At 64.7% G+C, this 16,301-nt stretch carries 13 protein-coding genes and 1 pseudogene; 11 read left to right on the forward strand and 3 right to left on the reverse strand.

The genetic code is table 11. The features are described from left to right. Positions 1-291: 291 nt before the first annotated feature. Positions 292-702 carry a hypothetical protein gene (locus tag ABD298_RS18160; RefSeq protein WP_344301242.1) on the reverse strand — a complete coding sequence of 137 codons (411 nt, stop codon included), beginning with the start codon at positions 700-702 and terminating at the stop codon, positions 292-294. Positions 703-1,589: 887 nt separating this feature from the next. Here ABD298_RS18160 and ABD298_RS18165 point away from each other — a divergent pair. From ABD298_RS18165 to ABD298_RS18725, 5 genes are all read left to right on the forward strand, one after another. Continuing rightward, positions 1,590-1,715 carry a hypothetical protein gene (locus tag ABD298_RS18165; RefSeq protein ID WP_344301243.1) on the forward strand — a complete coding sequence of 42 codons (126 nt, stop codon included), beginning with the start codon at positions 1,590-1,592 and terminating at the stop codon, positions 1,713-1,715. 744 nt (positions 1,716-2,459) lie between these two features. Next, complete coding sequence (locus tag ABD298_RS18170) at positions 2,460-3,926, forward strand: ATP-binding protein (protein ID WP_344301244.1); 1,467 nt, start codon at positions 2,460-2,462, stop codon at positions 3,924-3,926. Continuing rightward, positions 3,923-5,071 (forward strand): hypothetical protein, encoded by a 1,149-nt coding sequence (locus ABD298_RS18175; RefSeq protein ID WP_344301245.1) that lies wholly within the window; start codon positions 3,923-3,925, stop codon positions 5,069-5,071. The genes ABD298_RS18170 and ABD298_RS18175 overlap by 4 nt, the downstream gene beginning before the upstream one ends. A gap of 419 nt (positions 5,072-5,490) precedes the next feature. Beyond that, positions 5,491-6,345: a transposase gene (locus ABD298_RS18180; protein WP_344301246.1), complete on the forward strand. Its 855-nt coding sequence runs from the start codon at positions 5,491-5,493 to the stop codon at positions 6,343-6,345. Further along, positions 6,281-6,595 carry a transposase gene (locus tag ABD298_RS18725; protein WP_425564499.1) on the forward strand — a complete coding sequence of 105 codons (315 nt, stop codon included), beginning with the start codon at positions 6,281-6,283 and terminating at the stop codon, positions 6,593-6,595. Before ABD298_RS18180 ends, ABD298_RS18725 begins: the two co-directional genes overlap by 65 nt. A gap of 217 nt (positions 6,596-6,812) precedes the next feature. Here ABD298_RS18725 and ABD298_RS18190 read toward each other — a convergent pair whose 3' ends face one another. Together ABD298_RS18190 and ABD298_RS18730 are read right to left on the reverse strand one after the other, a co-directional pair. Further along, the gene (locus ABD298_RS18190; RefSeq protein WP_344301248.1) at positions 6,813-7,847 is read right to left on the reverse strand and encodes a hypothetical protein; all 1,035 of its coding nucleotides are present in this window, start codon (positions 7,845-7,847) and stop codon (positions 6,813-6,815) included. Between the two features lie 865 nt (positions 7,848-8,712). Continuing rightward, positions 8,713-9,091, reverse strand: a pseudogene (locus ABD298_RS18730) (transposase); the annotation flags it as partial. A gap of 180 nt (positions 9,092-9,271) precedes the next feature. Between ABD298_RS18730 and ABD298_RS18205 the strand changes: the two are divergent. From ABD298_RS18205 to ABD298_RS18230, 6 genes are all read left to right on the forward strand, one after another. After that, positions 9,272-10,624, forward strand: a complete 1,353-nt coding sequence (locus tag ABD298_RS18205) for a cytochrome P450 (RefSeq protein ID WP_344301251.1) — start codon at positions 9,272-9,274, stop codon at positions 10,622-10,624. A 32-nt stretch (positions 10,625-10,656) separates the two neighbouring features. Next, positions 10,657-11,751, forward strand: coding sequence for a PEP/pyruvate-binding domain-containing protein (locus ABD298_RS18210; protein WP_344301293.1), 1,095 nt, complete (start codon positions 10,657-10,659; stop codon positions 11,749-11,751). 39 nt (positions 11,752-11,790) lie between these two features. Then, the gene (locus ABD298_RS18215) at positions 11,791-13,701 is read left to right on the forward strand and encodes a PEP-utilizing enzyme (RefSeq protein ID WP_344301252.1); all 1,911 of its coding nucleotides are present in this window, start codon (positions 11,791-11,793) and stop codon (positions 13,699-13,701) included. Next, on the forward strand, positions 13,694-14,473 hold the full coding sequence (locus tag ABD298_RS18220) for an SDR family NAD(P)-dependent oxidoreductase (protein ID WP_344301254.1): 780 nt from the start codon (positions 13,694-13,696) through the stop codon (positions 14,471-14,473). The genes ABD298_RS18215 and ABD298_RS18220 overlap by 8 nt, the downstream gene beginning before the upstream one ends. Positions 14,474-14,553: 80 nt before the next feature. Beyond that, positions 14,554-14,877, forward strand: a complete 324-nt coding sequence (locus ABD298_RS18225; RefSeq protein ID WP_344301255.1) for a 2Fe-2S iron-sulfur cluster-binding protein — start codon at positions 14,554-14,556, stop codon at positions 14,875-14,877. A gap of 1 nt (position 14,878) precedes the next feature. Next, a complete protein-coding gene (locus tag ABD298_RS18230) occupies positions 14,879-16,189 on the forward strand; it encodes an NAD(P)/FAD-dependent oxidoreductase (protein ID WP_344301256.1) in 1,311 nt (436 codons plus the stop codon). Positions 16,190-16,301: the final 112 nt, after the last annotated feature.

Here is a 16,301-nt window from a genome sequence, read left to right on the forward strand (position 1 = left end):
GCAGGCCCGGTTTCCCAGGAGCGACAAACCAAAGCTGACACGACCGTCGAGTGCAGCTCGAAGTCGGCCCCTCAGTGGGTGTTCATTGGAGGCGGCACCGTCATCGCCGCTTCATTGGTCGCACTTTTGGCCTTAGAGCGAAAGGATGTTAATTTGGAAATTCCCCTCGGCCGAGACAGCTCTCTGCGTTTAGGCGTTTCTCAGGGGCGATCTCGCAGAGACGTCAGGAAGACCGCGAAAAATATCGAAGATCTGAGGGTGAGGGGCGGCTTCAAGTAGGCTGTCACCAAATCAATCGTTTTCAAAGAGTTTGTCGGCAATCTCGACCAGTTCTCGAGACATTCGTGCAACTTCGGCAATTGACGCCGCGTCGCGAAGTTTGTCCTCTTCAATTTCAACGACGTACTCTTTGAGATCGAGAAGGGGTTCAGCGAAGTAAAGCGCCCATCTCCGCAATTCGCTGCATAGCTGATCTTTTTTCCCGTCAAGAAGTGCTAAGGCGATCGCGCCGCGCAAATCTTCGGGCTTGATAGAATCAATCGTTCGAGCGCCGGTTCCTATGTCCCTCAGTAAGGTCAAGTAGAGCCAGTTTCGCCTGAGCGTCCGAATGTCTCTTTCGACAACCACTGCCTCATTGAGGTCGGCCACCCAATGAACACCAGGATCCAGATCCTGGCCGACGACTGCGGATGCATCAGTCATAGCAGCCAACCTCCTCAATCGGGCAAAATGTTCTCTCGCCTCTGGATTGGCCAGTCATCGGGGTGGCGACGACCGGAGCGATCTTCACTCACGCCTCCCAGCATCAGGCCAATTGAGCTAGTCACCGACCCGTTCATCGTATCTCTGCCTTCGCTCGCGAAACAGTCCTGATTGGTGGTTCGAAATCTACATCCGGCTTCGACTCGTCAACGAGTGAAACGCCGCGCGGGCCGCATAGTTCCTCGCTGGTCAGCTGGAAGGAGGGGCTCTGATCGCTGTAGCTGAGGGCGTCAGCGACGATCGGAGGTGCGGAGGTCAAGGACCTTTCGCCGAGGGCCCTCCGCCAGCGTGGGCAGCAAGCCGCCCTTCGCGAGCACTGGTTGAGTCACGCAAGATCCACTCGTCTGGCGGCCGGCGCCAAGAGGGCGAGTTGACTCATGGAAGAACTCCGTGTGGCCGGGGTCGATGCCCCTCATCTGGAAACCTCCGTATGGCGGCGTGGTTCCCTCTGGGGTAGTCGGCGGGTGGCTATGCGTTTCCATGGAGCTGACGATGTCCCAGCGGCAGGCAGTGACGAAGAAGAAGGTTCTCGCCTATCGAGACGCGCCCGGGCGGGGAAGGGCCGGATACTCGATGAGTTGGTCGATCTGACCGGATGGTACCCGGACTATGCCCGGGCGGCGCTGCGGGAAGGCGCTGCGCGAGGATCGCCGCCGCCAGCCGCGCCGGCCCCTTCACAGGCCGCGGGTCATCTCCGCGCTGGAGAGATGTTGGGCAGTGCTTCGTGGCCCGGTCGGCAAGCGCCTCGCACCCATGCTCCCGACCCTTGTACCGATACTGCGCCATGAGGGGGAACTGGAGCAGGCCGAGGAGGAGGCGGCGCTGCTGTGCCAGATGAGCGCGGCACGAACGACCGCCGCCTCGCTGCGGCGTGGTCGCGGATGGTGCGGCGGGGCCAGTCCCATACCAAGCCCCGGTTCCTGCTGAAGGCCCCGGTCCCGGTGCGGACCTGAGCCGACTGGGACGAGGGCATGCCCGGATTCGTCGAGATCCGCCTAGTCGGGCACGAGGGTGGAAACGCGGCCGGCGAGTGCTCCTTCACGCCCAGAATTGACGCCCCCACGCACTCGCTTGGCGGTGGCCGACAGCCGTCGGTACGTGCCGCCCGCCGCAACCGATGTGATCGAGACCGACGAGGAGCGAACGCCACAGCCTACCGTTTGAGGGCGTGTCACCGGACGGGTTTGCGTTTGAATCCGCCCATCCAGATCCGGGATGCGAACAACCCGTGCCCTCGTCACGTTCGCAACCGGCAATTACCAGAGCCTCCCATGAGCGTTCACCAAGGCTATGGCCCTGAACGAATTGCCGCAACAACGGTGTAAGGGCTGCCGACGGCGTGGCGCTCACCCTGAGAAAGAACCGCCACGATCGACACGTTGCCCTCCTCCGATACGACGGACTTGCATGACTGTAGAGGTTCGCCGGATCTGCCCCCCTAGGCATGCAGAACACACGACCACCCAGGCCTGCTGGAAGGTGCCGTCGAATCGAAGGGAGCATGCGGTCGACGCATAGGGACGACACGTCATCCATCTCCCCTCCAGCGTGTAACCTGTCTTCCAAAGAAGAGGAACATGCGACGGAGGGAAATGTCTACCAGCCCAATTTCCAGTGGGTGGCGCGCGGGAGCTATCAAACCCCCCTCTAATGATAACCTCCGCGGACACATCCTTGCGCTCGAGGCGCGATTCCCTGTGGTCCGCCAGCACAGAAAAGCCTTGGCTGAGCTCGGTTCTCAGATGGTCCATGCTCAAAAGTGCTCGGTCAGCGGTCTCCAAAATTGCTCACTATCGCTGGTTCGCTTCAGCGGCGCCATAGAAGCAGCGTTCGGGCTTACCCGAGAAGTGATGTTCTTCTACAGCCCCTATGCAGACCTCCAAATCCGGGAACTGGAAGCTGCGAAGAGCGCAATACGACAACTCAAGCGAGATGTCACACCCGACATTGTCTTCGTATGGTCACCTGATCCCCGTGCACGTCAGAAGCTGGACGACTGGTCCCAAGGTGGATTTTTAGCGATTCCTCTTAGCAGTATCGATGAGACCGATCCTGTGTCCCTAGTATCCCTGCTTCGTGATTACATCTATGCTCGCGACCTTTTCTATGAATCGACGCCTGTTCGCGGCGATCGCTTCTTCGGTCGCCGTCAGCTCATGCAAGCCCTTCGCGACGACGTCAAGAACCAACGCGTGGCAGGCCTGTTCGGGTTAAGGAAAGCGGGAAAAACCAGCGTTCTAAGCCAGTTGACTGATGATGTTTCTTCGGAGAACAGAGTCGTCATCCTCCGTGACCTCGAAAGCCTCCCTTCACCGCCAACGGATCCCATCCCGAGTTTGATCAAGGACCTTCGTGTCGACATCATCGAGGCGCTTAAGAACAGAAACCTACCATATGGCGCAGTAAGTCAACTGAATGAAGGTTCAGATATTTCGGACTTCCGTCGCTCTATGCAAAGCGTGCTTCGCGCTCTAGAAAAGAGAGGTGTTAGCATTGTACTGCTTCTTGATGAGATTGAGTACTTAACCCCATCAGACCGCATTGACATAAGCGAAGGCGATATGACGTCGGTATCGCAATTCCTAGGCGCGCTGAGAAGCTTAGTGCAGGAAAACAGCAATTTCACTTTCATGCTCTCCGGTCTAACGAGTGCCATTGTGGAGAACGGTCGTCTATTCGGGCGCCCCAACCCGCTCTTCTCCTGGGCCAAGACGCACTTCCTGGCGCCGTTTGATCGCGATGAGGCAGACGAACTGGCAACGTCAATCGGAGGGCGCATGGGCATTCAGATCGAATCGGCGGCGCTTGAAAGCTTCTTCGAGGCGACCGGTGGACATGCCTTCCTGTACCGCAGTCTCGCGTCAGCAGTGGTACAGCAACTGCCGGTCGACGTCTTCCAGAGACGAATCTCGAGGCCCGATGTGCTCCGCACGATAGACGATTGGAAGAGGACCGTCGCCGGAAACATAAATGAAATGATGAACTACGTGCGACGTTACTATCCCATCGAAGCTTTGATGCTTGAGATTTTGATTGAAACTCCAAATGAGTTTGGGGAAATCGCGAACGACAACCCACTGGAGCTGCAGCATCTGCTTAGCCTTGGTCTCGTAGAAAAGGAAGGTCAAGAATATCAGGCCGCGACCGTGTTGAGCCTCCTGTGAACGCCCTCATCGATGAGGCGTGCCTGAGTAGAGTCGAACTTATATCAAAACATTTAGCTCGCCACAGACTGATCTTTGTTCAGATGGGGTTCGCCTTTGAGCCGCTTCGGCCGGGTATTTTCAGTAACCTTCGAGGTGTGCTTGTGACCGTCGGCCAGCGACATGAGTGGAAGCGCCTATCGCATTCAGCTACGACGCTCATCATCACGGACCTCGAGGAGTGCGTCGACTATGCTGCCGAAGTTCTGGGGGAGGTTCGGTCTATAATCATTTCTCTTCTCGATGAAGGCAAGATGGTCGGACTAATGTCGCGTGCGCCGCGCCTATCTTTCAGATCTGTCCCAGGGAGTTCAGTGTTGGAAGATGCTGCGCTCGTCACCCTCCCCCTGCTCACGAAGCAGGAGATTCCTCCTTCTACGACTGATCGGCTGCCATTAGGGTGGTCGTGGCCAGCCGTGGGGTTTGGCGGTCCCCTGGATACGGAGGTATTTCGAGCTGCGCTCCGTGAGATCGGCCAAGGCCTAATTGCCGCACTGGATCATGCGCTTTTCGAAGTCAACCCTAAAGGGACGGATGGTCTTGAGTTTCTTGAAGCCCGCGAACTTGAGGGCCTGCGTGGTAGCGGAATCATCAAGGTGGGCGATGACGGTAAGCCACTCCTAGCTTTACCCGGGACCGCCCGGTTTCTGCGCGAGGCCTTAGCCGCCCACATCAGCGAGTCCGCCACCCCCGCAGCGATCCTCCCAGACGTTACGTCCGGACTGTGGTTTATAGAACGAAAAATACGAAATGCATTGCGATCAGCAGCTCTTGCAAAATACCAGGACAATTGGCGTGCTTCGGTGCTGGGAGCCCGAAACGGCGAAGTGCTCAGGCGCGCGCAGCTTGACACCAATGTGGCGGCCAAGTCGGTTACCGACCTTCGAGACCCGCTGGAATGGCTTACTCTCGGCGAGCTCATGGAAATTGTCCGCTCGGACAAGTTTGACAATTTGGGCGTTGAAGCCGTTATCTGGCGGAAACTCCAGGAACAGCTGATCCCAATTCGGAACCGCTTGGCCCATGTACGCATCCTTAAATCGGAGGACGCTGAGGTCGTTCGAATGTGGGCAACCCTTATTAAATCGCGTTTCGGCAACGGCTGACGGTGAAGTCTGTCGGAGATATGCTGTGCAGTCCCAAAAGACTGGGCGGCACGCTTGCGGCGCAGGGTCTTGCCGAGCCGGGCGATCTGGGCGGCGGAGTCCGCGACGGTTTAGATGGCTCTTCGCGTTTGGTCGAGAATGGGGCTCGTGGCGTGGAGCCTGAAGGGGCTCGCGGCCCTGTTGGATGGGTGGTGTCTAGTCATCCGTCACCGACAGGAGCCACGCGCCTTGACCGAGGCTACGGCGGGGCAGCGCTGCGCTGCCACCATGATCTTCAACCTGCCCGAGTACCGTGTCCTGAGCGTGGCAGTGACATGCCTTGGCATCCGCCCCATTCACCGTTGAGACTACTGCCGGAGCGGTGCCCCGACCGGATGCGTCGGCTGTGGGGTCGTCTCCCAGCACTGAAGGACACCCGCTTGCAGCGACTGCGGGACGTCTCTCTCGCAGGCACCGTGGAGGTCTTCTGGCGCCAGCGCAGGTTCTTCTGCGACGAGCCGCCCTGCCCGCGCGGGTCCTTCAGCGAGGCCACCGCACAGGTCCCGACGCGGGCGAGGTCGAGAGCCCGCCTGCGGGGCGCCCTCGTGGACGCCGTGGTCCGCTCCGGCCGTGCCGCGCTCGAGGGGGCCAGGGCGTACGGGGTGTCGTGGTGGCTTGTGCAGAAGGCCCTGGATGCCGCCGCCGCGACCCTGCCGGACGTGGATGCCGTGGCCCCAAAGCGGCTCGAGATCGACGAGCACAGGTACCATTCCGTGGGCTGGTACCGCGAGGAGGAATCATCGCCGTCGGTGCGGATCGAGCCGTGGATGACCACGGTCGTGGATCTGGACACCGGCCGGGTCCTGGGCGTCGTGAACGGTCGCGACAGCGCAGGCGTGGGCGAGTGGCTGTTCGCCCGGCCGTTGGCGTGGCGGCTCGGGGTCGAGGTCGTGGCGATCGACCCGTCCGGGGCGTTCCGCAAGGCCCTGCGCATGTGGCTGCCCCGCACCGCGGTGTCCGTCGACGCGTTCCACCTCATCCAACTCGCGAACCAGGCGGTCGGGGAGGCGAGGCAGCGGCTGAGCCAGGAGATCAGGGATCGCCGCCGGCGCACCACCGAACCGGGGTGGGCGAACCGGCGCCTGCTCCTACGAGCCGCCGGCGCCCTCTCCGACAGCGGCCGGGCCGGTCCCCCGCGCACTGTTCGCCGCAGACGACCCCACCGGGCAGCTGCAGGCGGCTTGGGAGGCCAAGCAGCAGCGGCGCACCCTCCTCGCCTCCGGCTCGCTTCATGAGGCGTCGGACAGCCTGAGCATCCTCGAGGGCCTCGTCGACGCGGCACCCACGCCGGAGACGAAGCGGCTCCTGCGGACGGTGAAGCGGTGGTGGACCGAGACCAAGGTCCCCATCACCACCGGCGCGACCACGGCCAAGGTCGAGGCGAACAACACCGCGATCAAGATCATCAAGCGCCCGGACGCAGCTTCAGCAACGCAGACGACTACACGACGCGTATCCCGCCCAGGAGCGCCGCTCAAACAGTAGCGTGACACCCATCCCAGCAGGACCATTCCCGCGGAAAACGGAAGAGCCGCCTTTGGATGTAGACGCGCGTCGTGGAGCGCCTGGAAGGGAAGGGATGTGGCTGCTGTCCTAGCCAGCAGACGAGCATCCCGACGGGTGCGAACGGCTCACCAGAGCCGACGCGCGCCGTGGCTGGACCTAGAAGAGTTCTCGGCTGCCCGGTAGCAGCCGGCGTCTCTTAGCCATTCAGTGGTGGAAGGTCTTGGACTCCACCTTCCCAAACGTGAATGCTCTGCGCCCACGGTCCGCAGCCACATGCGCATTCGTCCCCTGACGCTGCAGGAAGCAGATTACGCCAGTATGTTCTGCTGGTAAGGGTTGCGGCGGACGTCGTGAGGCCGAAGTCGTCTACTAAACTGAGCGCCGTCTTCAAGTATTTGATTAGAAGAGTGCCGCAACTCTCGAGCGCCGTTTCGGCCTTTTCTTCAATATCGTAAGTGAAATCGACCCGCTCACCGCTCGACTTCTCTAAGTGTAGCGGCGAGCGGCTGTGGAAACGTAGCATCACGGCACCGGTCGCATGTCTCATAGGATTGGTCACGTAGACAAGCCTCGCTCCATAAGCTGGATGGGAAGCATCTGACAGCCAGTCATACCATTCCGAAAACTTAGAGCTCTTGGACAACTTATCCAACTTCTTGATGTACGTTAGTACATTTGTTGCATCAGGCGCATTCGCGGGCTTAGAGGACATACGGGTTGCAAACAAGAATCTCGCCAGCACGGAACCGAGCTGGTTCTTCGCCAGTTCACCTCGACGCACAGGATTGAGGTCTGCCCGCTTAACCACTTCCCACGCTGCTTTGATCTGGCGCACTTCCGTGACGAGGCATCCGAGTTCCTCGATCAACGCTCGAGATGTAATCGCCGCGATGCTCGTCGTACCGTGCTCATGCGCGCTGAGACCTGCACTCACGAGGTCGATCGACCGCCACGCGTGGAACAGCCACCAGCCCACTAACTGAGAATGGAGTGGAGGAAAGGTAACTGCTGCAACGGGATCGTGGTGGCCCACTCTGGAGGCCCGATCAACGGCCCACGTCGCATCGCCGCCGGAGATGTAGACCCACGACTCACGAGGATCGGCGACCCGCCGCCATCTCCTAGCTCTTTCGGCTTCCATACGGAGAACCTGAACTTCTTCGACATAGGCTGCTTTAGTAAACCCATCAAGCGAGCGCACCTGCCGTCGCAGGTCGGTGAAATCTGCCATTTACAACACATCCTTTGCAGAAGGGGAGAAGCCCCCGGCCGTTGCTATCCGAAAGATAAGGTCTCAACGAACAACTGGCATTGGCGCCGCCGCCAAGCGGGAGTCACAAATTTGGCCTAGATGGCGCGTAATCGATACAATATACTCCGAAGATCGACGCCGGTTAACTTTCAGTTGGCGCCAGTCAAGCCTCTCTGGGGGGGGCACGGCAACCCCCAGCGCCTGGATCTTAAGCGCAGGCTTTCCTCGATGGCTAGTTTTAATGCCCAAGCAGGTTATTTGAGATCCGGCTGATGGACGGGAGCTGTCGTGTGGTGATCGTAGAAGTGGAGCCAGACCGGGAGCGCGGCTCTGGGGGCTCATTCGGTGTTGTAGGGCTTCGCGTAGGCCCAGCCGTCGGCCATGGTGCGGTGCATCGCTCGATCTTGCCGTTGGTCTGGGGGCGGGGAGGTCGGGTGAACTTGGCTTGATGTCGAAGGCGGCGCAGGCGTCCTTCCAGGTACGGGACCGGTAGGCGGGGCCGTTGTCGGATAGCGGCGAGGCCCAGATCAAACAACGTCTCCGGGCATCACAGCTGATATGGAGTGGGCTGCTGCCAAGCGGGCGGGGTGAGGCGCCGCCGGGAGGAGTCCTGGCGGCGCCTCTTTGGTCCGCTGGAGGGGTGGTCGGCGAGCGTGTCGTCGGCGACACGCAGGTGAGGCTGATGTGCGCGGGTTGGCTACCGCAGGACGGTGGTTCGGCTGAAGTCGGTCCGCGTGTCTAGGAGCGAACGTGGGCCCTCTGGGGGCCTGTTCATAGCTGTGCCGCGTGTGGCTCCACGCGCTGCGGCCGACCTCCGAGGGGATCCGGCGAAGCGGTCTTCGGGTCAGTCGTCCATGACTGCCAGGGACCAGCACCAGCCGGCCAGTTCGCGGGCGACGGCGACGTTGGCCACGGTCGGGCGCTTGCGGCGCTCGGGGAAGCCCACCCACCGGGAGTGCAGGCGCTGGTTGCCCTCATCGCCCCTGGCCCGTGCCGCGGCCGGGGCCAGCTCCCACCGGTCGCGCATCGTCTTCCCCACCGTGTAGCGGGCCCGGTGGTGCCAGGCGGCCTCGACCAAGCCGTCGGACATGGGCGTTCCCGGTCTTGGTGATCGGGCCCTGCGTCCGGGAGGCACCCGAGGAGTGCTCCGAGGGCGCCAGGCCGACGAAGGAACCGATCGTGGCCCCCGTGAACCGGCGCCAGTCCGCGATCTCCACCGCGAGGCAAAGAATGGCGCAAACCATGTTCTTCTGAGCGGGGAACCTAGGTGCTTCCAGGCAACTTGCTTCCACTCAGTGGAAGGTGAGCCACCGCACTCCCCGGTGATCGGGACCACACTTGATCCAGATGCACAGGCCCGGCCCCCAGCCGAGCCGAAGGCCACCAGATCAAGGAGTGTGCTGATGTCACTGGAGACTCAGGGAACAGGCTGTCCCTTCGGATTCGGCGCCCAGGCCGGGACGGACACGGGCTCCCCCGCCGCCGCTTCAACCAATGCCGGCCATGCCCCGTCGGCGACCCGCAACGCCACCCACCACGGCTACGAGCCGTTCCAGATGAAGAACCCGTTCCCCGCCTACGCAGCACTCCGCTCGGAGGAGCCGGTCATGTACGACGAGCGGATCGACATGTTCGTCGTCACCCGCTACGACGACATCAAGGCCGTCTTCGAGGACTGGGAGACCTTCTCCTCCGAGAACGCCCAGGCGCCGGTCCGCAAGCGCGGCCCGCAGGCCACCCAGATCATGAACGAGGGCGGCTTCACCGCCTACTCGGGCCTCTCGGCCCGCATCCCCCCGGAGCACACCCGCATCCGCGGCATCGTCCAGAAGGCCTTCACCCCTCGCCGATTCAAGGTCCTCGAGCCGTTCATCCGCCAGAACGTCGCCGACCGCCTCGACGCGATGATCGCCCGCGGCCAGGACGCCGGCACCCACCACGGCGAGATCGTCAAGGACCTCGCCTACGAGGTCCCGACCATCACGATCCTCACCCTCCTCGGCGAGGACCTCGCCAAGCTGGACGACTACAAGCGCTGGTCCGACTCCCGCGCCGCGATGACCTGGGGCGACCTCTCCGACGAGGAGCAGATCCCCCACGCGCACAACCTCGTCGAGTACTGGCAGGCCTGCCTCGCCCTCGTCGCCAAGGCCCACGCCGAGGGCGGCGACAACCTCATCGCGGACCTCGTCACCGCCCAGAAGGACGGCGCCGAGATCTCCGACCACGAGATCGCCTCGGTGGCCTACAGCCTCCTCTTCGCCGGCCACGAGACCACCACGACCCTCATCTCCAACGCCCTCCGCCTCCTCGCCGCGGACGCGGACGTCTGGGCCCAACTGGTCGAGGACCCCAAGAAGATCCCCGGCGCCATCGACGAGGTCCTGCGCTACTCCGGCTCGATCGTCGCCTGGCGCCGCAAGGCGACCAAGGACGCCGAGATCGGCGGCGTGAAGATCCCCGAGGGCTCCGGCGTCCTGCTCGTCATGGGCTCCGCCAACCGCGACGAGTCCAAGTTCGAGGACCCCGAGACCTTCGACATCACCCGCCCCAACGCCCGCGAGCACCTCTCCTTCGGCTTCGGCATCCACTACTGCCTGGGCAACATGCTCGCCAAGCTCCAGGCGAAGATCGCCCTCGAGGAGGCCACGCAGAAGCTCCCGCACCTCCACGTCGATGACCCGGAGAGCATCGAGTTCCGCGAGAACCTCTCCTTCCGCGTCCCCGTCGCCGTCCCCGTCTCGTGGAAGGACTGACCCCCATGGACAACACCGTGAAAGACACCCGCATGGCAGACACCCAGTACATCCAGTTCTTCGACGGCGGCACCGAGCCGACGCTGGCGAACCTCGGCGGCAAGGGCGCCTCCCTCGTCACGATGACGTCCGCGGGCATGCCCGTCCCCCCGGGCTTCGTCGTCACGACCGCGCAGTTCGACGCGTTCATGCACGAGGCCGGCATCACCGACCACATCCACGCGCTCCTGGCCGGGCTCAACCCGGATGACGTCGCCGAGGTCGACGCCGTCTCCGCCGCCATCCGCGCGGACATCGAGTCCCGCCCGGTCCCGGCCGAGGCCCGCGCCCAGACCGTCGCGGCCTACGAGGCCCTCATGTCCCGCTTCGACGCCCCCGTCCCGGTCGCGGTCCGCTCGAGCGCGACGGCGGAGGACCTCCCCGACGCGAGCTTCGCCGGCCAGCAGGACACCTACCTCTGGCTCGAGGGCTTCGGCGCGGTCAGCGAGCACATCCGCAAGTGCTGGGCCTCCCTCTACACCTCCCGCGCCATCATCTACCGCCTCAAGAACAACATCCCGAACGAGGGCCTCTCCATGGCCGTCGTGGTGCAGAAGATGGTCAACGCGAAGGCCTCCGGCGTCGCCATGACCCTCGACCCCACCAACGGCGACCGCTCCAAGATCACCATCGACGCCTCCTACGGCGTCGGCGAGATGGTCGTCTCCGGCCAGGTCACCCCGGACAACATCGTCCTGGACAAGGTCACGCTCACCCTCATCAACGAGCACCTCGGCGACAAGCACGCCGAGCTCATCCCGGACCTCGCCGCCCGCCGCCTCGTGGAACGCGAGGTCGACGCCGAGCGCCGAGGCCGCCGCTGCCTCACCGACGCGGAGCTCACCGCCGTGGCCACGCTCGCAAAGCGCGCCGAGAAGCACTACAAGACCCCGCAGGACATCGAGTGGGCCCTCGACGCCGACCTCCCCGACGGCGAGAACCTCCTCCTCCTGCAGGCCCGGCCCGAGACGGTGCACTCGAACAAGCCCGCCACGGCACCCCAGCCCGTGGTGAGCACGACGACGCAACCCGGCCCCGCGGCGTCGTCCGGCGGCTTCAGCTGGGGCTCCATCAAGCTCAGCGCCTGACCCATCCCGTTCCACCCGAACAGAGCAGAGGACACACCAATGTCGATGAAGTCCTTCCCGAAGCCGTCCGAGCTCCCCGTCCCCGCGGGAGCCGAGGGCTGGGAGAAGCTGTACCCCTACTACCTCGTGTTCCAGGACAAGCTCAAGGAGCAGGAGGACGCCAAGTTCTGGTTCTGCGACAGCCAGCACTGGCCCACGGTGTTCAAGCCGTTCGAGACGATCGGCGGCGAGTTCGCCGTCAAGTGCCTGGGCCAGTACAACGCCCGCCACCTCATGATCCCCAACGCGAACGGGATCGAGTTCCGCATCCACCTCGGCTACCTCTACATGAGCCCCATCCCCGTCCCGGAGGACCAGATCGCCGCGCGCGTGCCGGACTTCGAGGAGCGCGTGGGCTACTACTTCCAGAACTGGCCGCGCCTGCTCGAGCAGTGGCACACCAAGGTCAAGGGCACCATCGACGAGATGGAGAAGATCACCTTCGCCAAGCCCCCGGCCATCGTCCCGATCGAGGACATCCACTCCGGCAAGGCCATGGACGGCTCCGAGGTCCTCATGGACAACTACGACCGCCTCATCCAGCTCGCCTACCAGAACTGGCAGTACCACTTCGAGTTCCTGAACCTCGGGTACATCGCCTATCTGGACTTCTTCAACTTCTGCAAGCAGGTCTTCCCGAACATCCCGGACCAGTCGATCGCCACCATGGTCCAGGGCGTCGACATGGAGCTCTTCCGCCCCGACGACGAGCTCAAGGGCCTCGCCGCCCTCGCCGTCGAGCTCGGCATCCAATCCGCCTTCGAGAACGCGGACGACGCCGACGCCACCCTGAGCGCGATCCGCGCCTCCGAGGGCGGCGAGCACTGGATCCAGCGGTGGGAGGAGGCCCACGACCCGTGGTTCAACTTCACCGTGGGCAACGGCTTCTACGGCCACGACAAGTACTGGAACGAGCACCCCGAGATCCCGCTCAACTACATCAAGGACTACATCGCCCGCCTAGACGCCGGGCAGGAGATCCTCCGCCCGGTCGAGGCGCTCGTCGCCGAGAAGGAGCGGATCGTCGAGGAGTACCGCGAACTGCTCGACGGGGACAACCTCGCCCTCTTCGACGCCAAGCGCGGCCTGGCCGCCCAGTGCTACCCGTACGTGGAGAACCACAACTTCTACATCGAGCACTGGACCATGGGCGTGTTCTGGCGCAAGATCCGCGAGCTCTCCCGCCTCTTCCACGCCGAGGGCTTCTGGACCCAGCCCGACGACCTGCTCTACCTGGGCCGCAACGAGGTCCGCGACGCGATCTTCGACCTCGTGACCTGGTGGGGCGTGGGCGCCTCCGAGCCGATCGGCCCGAGCTACTGGCCCGAGGAGATCGAGCGCCGCCGCGCCATCGTGGATGCGCTCAAGACCGCCCGCCCGGCCCCCGCGCTCAACACCCCGCCGCCCTCCATCACCGAGCCCTTCACCCGCATGCTCTGGGGCATCACCACCGAGCAGGTGCAGCAGTGGCTGGGCGAAGGCGAAGCGGTCGACGGCGGCGGCCTCCGCGGCATGGCGGCCTCGCCCGGCGTCGTGGAAGGGCCGGCGCGCGTCATCATGGACGCCGACCACCTCTCCGAGGTCCAGCAGGGCGACATCCTCGTCGCACCCGTCACGGCGCCGTCCTGGGGACCGATCTTCGGCAAGATCGCCGCGACCGTCACCGACATCGGCGGCATGATGAGCCACGCGGCGATCGTGTGCCGCGAGTACGGGCTCCCGGCCGTCACCGGGACCGGCTCGGCCTCGACGACGATCGTGACCGGCCAGCGCCTGCGCGTCGACGGGACGAAGGGCATCGTGGAGATCCTCGACGCGCCCGAGGTTTCCGGCCCGGGCGCCCACTCGCACGCACACGGCGAGCCGGGGCACGAGCACGGCGAGCACACGCAGGAGCCGGCGCATGCCTGACCCCCAGGCTGCTTCTTCTGGCAACCGCCAGGTCCCCCGGCTCGCGCTCATCACGGGCGCGGCCGGGGGCCTGGGCCGGGCCTTCGCCCTCGGCTTCGCCTCCCGCGGCTACCGCGTCGCCGTGGCGGACGTGAACGCGGCCGGGGCCGAGGAGACCGCGCAGCTCGTCCGCGGGGCGGGTGCCGAGGCTGTGGCCCTCAAGGTCGACGTCACCGACGTGGCGTCCACCGAGGCGATGGCCGCCGAAGCCGCCGAGTTCGGCGGAGGCCGCATCGACGTCGTCGTGAATAACGCCGCCATCTACGCGACGGTGACCCGCAGCCCGTTCGAGGAGATCGACCCGGCCGAGTGGGACCTCGTGATGGGCGTGAACCTCAAGGGCCCGTGGCTCGTGACCCGCGCGGCCAGCCCATACCTGGGCGAGGGCGGGCGCGTCATCAACCTCTCGAGCGCCACAATCTACTCCGGCTCCGAGCAGTGGGCCCACTACGTGGCCTCGAAGGGCGGGGTTGTGGCCCTGACCCGGGTCCTGGCCAAGGAGCTCGGCAAGCGCGGGGTGACCGTCAACGCGATCGCCCCCGGGTTCACGCTCACCGAGGCGAGCTACGGGCTCATGGAGAACGCCGCCACGTACGGCGTGGACCGCGGCGCCATCAAGCGGGCCAGCCAGCCCGAGGACATCGTGGGCGCCGCGCTCTTCCTCGCGAGCCCCGACTCCTCCTACATGACCGGCCAGACCCTCGTGGTCGACGGCGGCCGGCAATTCATCTGACCCCCAGAATCTGACCCCCAGAACCTGACCCCCAGAATCTGACCCCTAAACGTCGTCAGCACCCACCAGGAGCAGCAGACATGACCACCACCGTCCACTACACCGACGCCGAGGGCACCGTCCGGGACATCGAGGGACGCCCCGGCGACTCCGTCATGGAGACCGCCGTGCGCAACGGCGTGCCGGGGATCGTCGCCGAGTGCGGCGGCTCGCTCTCCTGCGCCACGTGCCACGTGTTCGTCCGCGACGACTGCCTCTCGGAGCTCCCGCCCATGGAGCCCATGGAGGACGAGATGCTGTACGGCACCGCCGTGGACCGCGAGGAGAACTCGCGCCTGTCCTGCCAGCTCAAGCTCACCGAGGGGATGGACCTGTACGTGACCACCCCGGAAACGCAGGTGTGAGATGGCTGCCGACACCCCCGGCCAGGAGCCCACGGGCCTGCTGATCATCGGTGCGAGCCAGTCCGGCGTCCAGCTGGCCATCTCGCTCCGCGCCCTCGGCTACGACGAGCCGATCACGCTCCTCGGCGAGGAGAACCACCGCCCCTACCAGCGCCCGGCCCTCTCGAAGGAATGGCTCCAGGGCGAGGTGGGCAACGAGTCGCTCATCTTCCGCTCGGCCGAGTACTGGGACGAGCACAACGTCACGCTCGTGAAGGACCAGCGGATCGTCCGCGTTGACAAGAACGCTGACGGCTCCGGGGTCGCGGTCGCGGCCTCGGGCGCGGAGTTCCCCTTCAGGCGCCTCGCCCTCACCGTGGGCGCCCGGGCGCGGAAGATCGCCGTCGACGGCGCCGACCTCACCGGCGTCGTGTACCTCCGCAACGCCGACGACGCCCTGGCGCTCAAGGCCATGGTCGGCGACGCGACCGACGTCGTCGTGGTGGGCGGCGGGTTCATCGGCCTGGAGGCCGCCTCGAGCCTGAAGAAGATGGGGAAGAACGTCGTGCTGCTCGAGCACGGGCCGCGGCTCGTGGGCCGCGCCGTCGGCGAGGAGACCGCGCAGTTCTTCCTCGACGCGCACCGCTCGCGCGGGCTGGACATCCGCCTCGACGCGCGCATCTCCCGCTTCGTCCCGGGCGCGACGGGCGACGGCGGGAAGGCCGTCGCCGGCGTCGAGCTCGCCGGTGCCGGAGGTGCTGGCGAGGTGATCCCGGCGCAGATCGTGCTGGTGGGGATCGGCGTCATCCCGAACACGGAGCTGGCCGAGCAGATGGGCCTGGCGGTGGACAACGGGATCGTCGTGGACCGCTACGCCCTCGCCTCGGACGGCACCACGGTCGCCGTGGGCGACTGTGCCAACATGCCCAACCCGGTCCCGGGCTCCCCCGCCGGCGAGCGCATCCGGCTCGAGAGCGTCAACAACGCGATCGAGCACGCGAAGGTCGCGGCGTACTCGCTCATGGGACGCCGCGAGGACTACGCCGGCATCCCGTGGTTCTGGTCGAACCAGGCGGACCTCAAGCTGCAGATCGCCGGGCTCTCGATGGGCTACGACCAGACCGTGGTCCGGCGCGACGACGAGCGCGGCAAGTTCTCAGTCCTGTACTACCGCGCCGGCCGGATCATCGCCGCCGACTGCGTCAACGCCCCGCTGGACTTCATGGCCGTCAAAAACGCCCTCGCCAAGGGCCAGAACATCCCGGCCGACGCCGTCGCTGCCGCCGGCGCCGAGGCGGACATGACGGTCCAGCTCAAGACCCTGGCCGCGTAGGCCGCCTGGCCGGCCACGCTCGCATGATCGGTGCGCAGCCGCACGATCGGTGCGGACCAGCACCGATCGTGCGGGCGGGCACCGATCGTCGGATCGGCACCGCCGCCCACCC

The organism is Sinomonas flava, from assembly GCF_039531875.1.
GTDB lineage: Bacteria > Actinomycetota > Actinomycetes > Actinomycetales > Micrococcaceae > Sinomonas > Sinomonas flava.

Coding starts and splice junctions, on each gene's coding strand:
- ABD298_RS18220 (WP_344301254.1), top strand. CDS start 13,694: ATGCCTGACCCCCAGGCTGCTTCTTCTGGCAACCGCCAGGTCCCCCGG.
- ABD298_RS18210 (WP_344301293.1), top strand. CDS start 10,657: ATGGCAGACACCCAGTACATCCAGTTCTTCGACGGCGGCACCGAGCCG.
- ABD298_RS18160 (WP_344301242.1), bottom strand. CDS start 702: ATGACTGATGCATCCGCAGTCGTCGGCCAGGATCTGGATCCTGGTGTT.
- ABD298_RS18230 (WP_344301256.1), top strand. CDS start 14,879: ATGGCTGCCGACACCCCCGGCCAGGAGCCCACGGGCCTGCTGATCATC.
- ABD298_RS18205 (WP_344301251.1), top strand. CDS start 9,272: ATGTCACTGGAGACTCAGGGAACAGGCTGTCCCTTCGGATTCGGCGCC.
- ABD298_RS18190 (WP_344301248.1), bottom strand. CDS start 7,847: ATGGCAGATTTCACCGACCTGCGACGGCAGGTGCGCTCGCTTGATGGG.
- ABD298_RS18215 (WP_344301252.1), top strand. CDS start 11,791: ATGTCGATGAAGTCCTTCCCGAAGCCGTCCGAGCTCCCCGTCCCCGCG.
- ABD298_RS18225 (WP_344301255.1), top strand. CDS start 14,554: ATGACCACCACCGTCCACTACACCGACGCCGAGGGCACCGTCCGGGAC.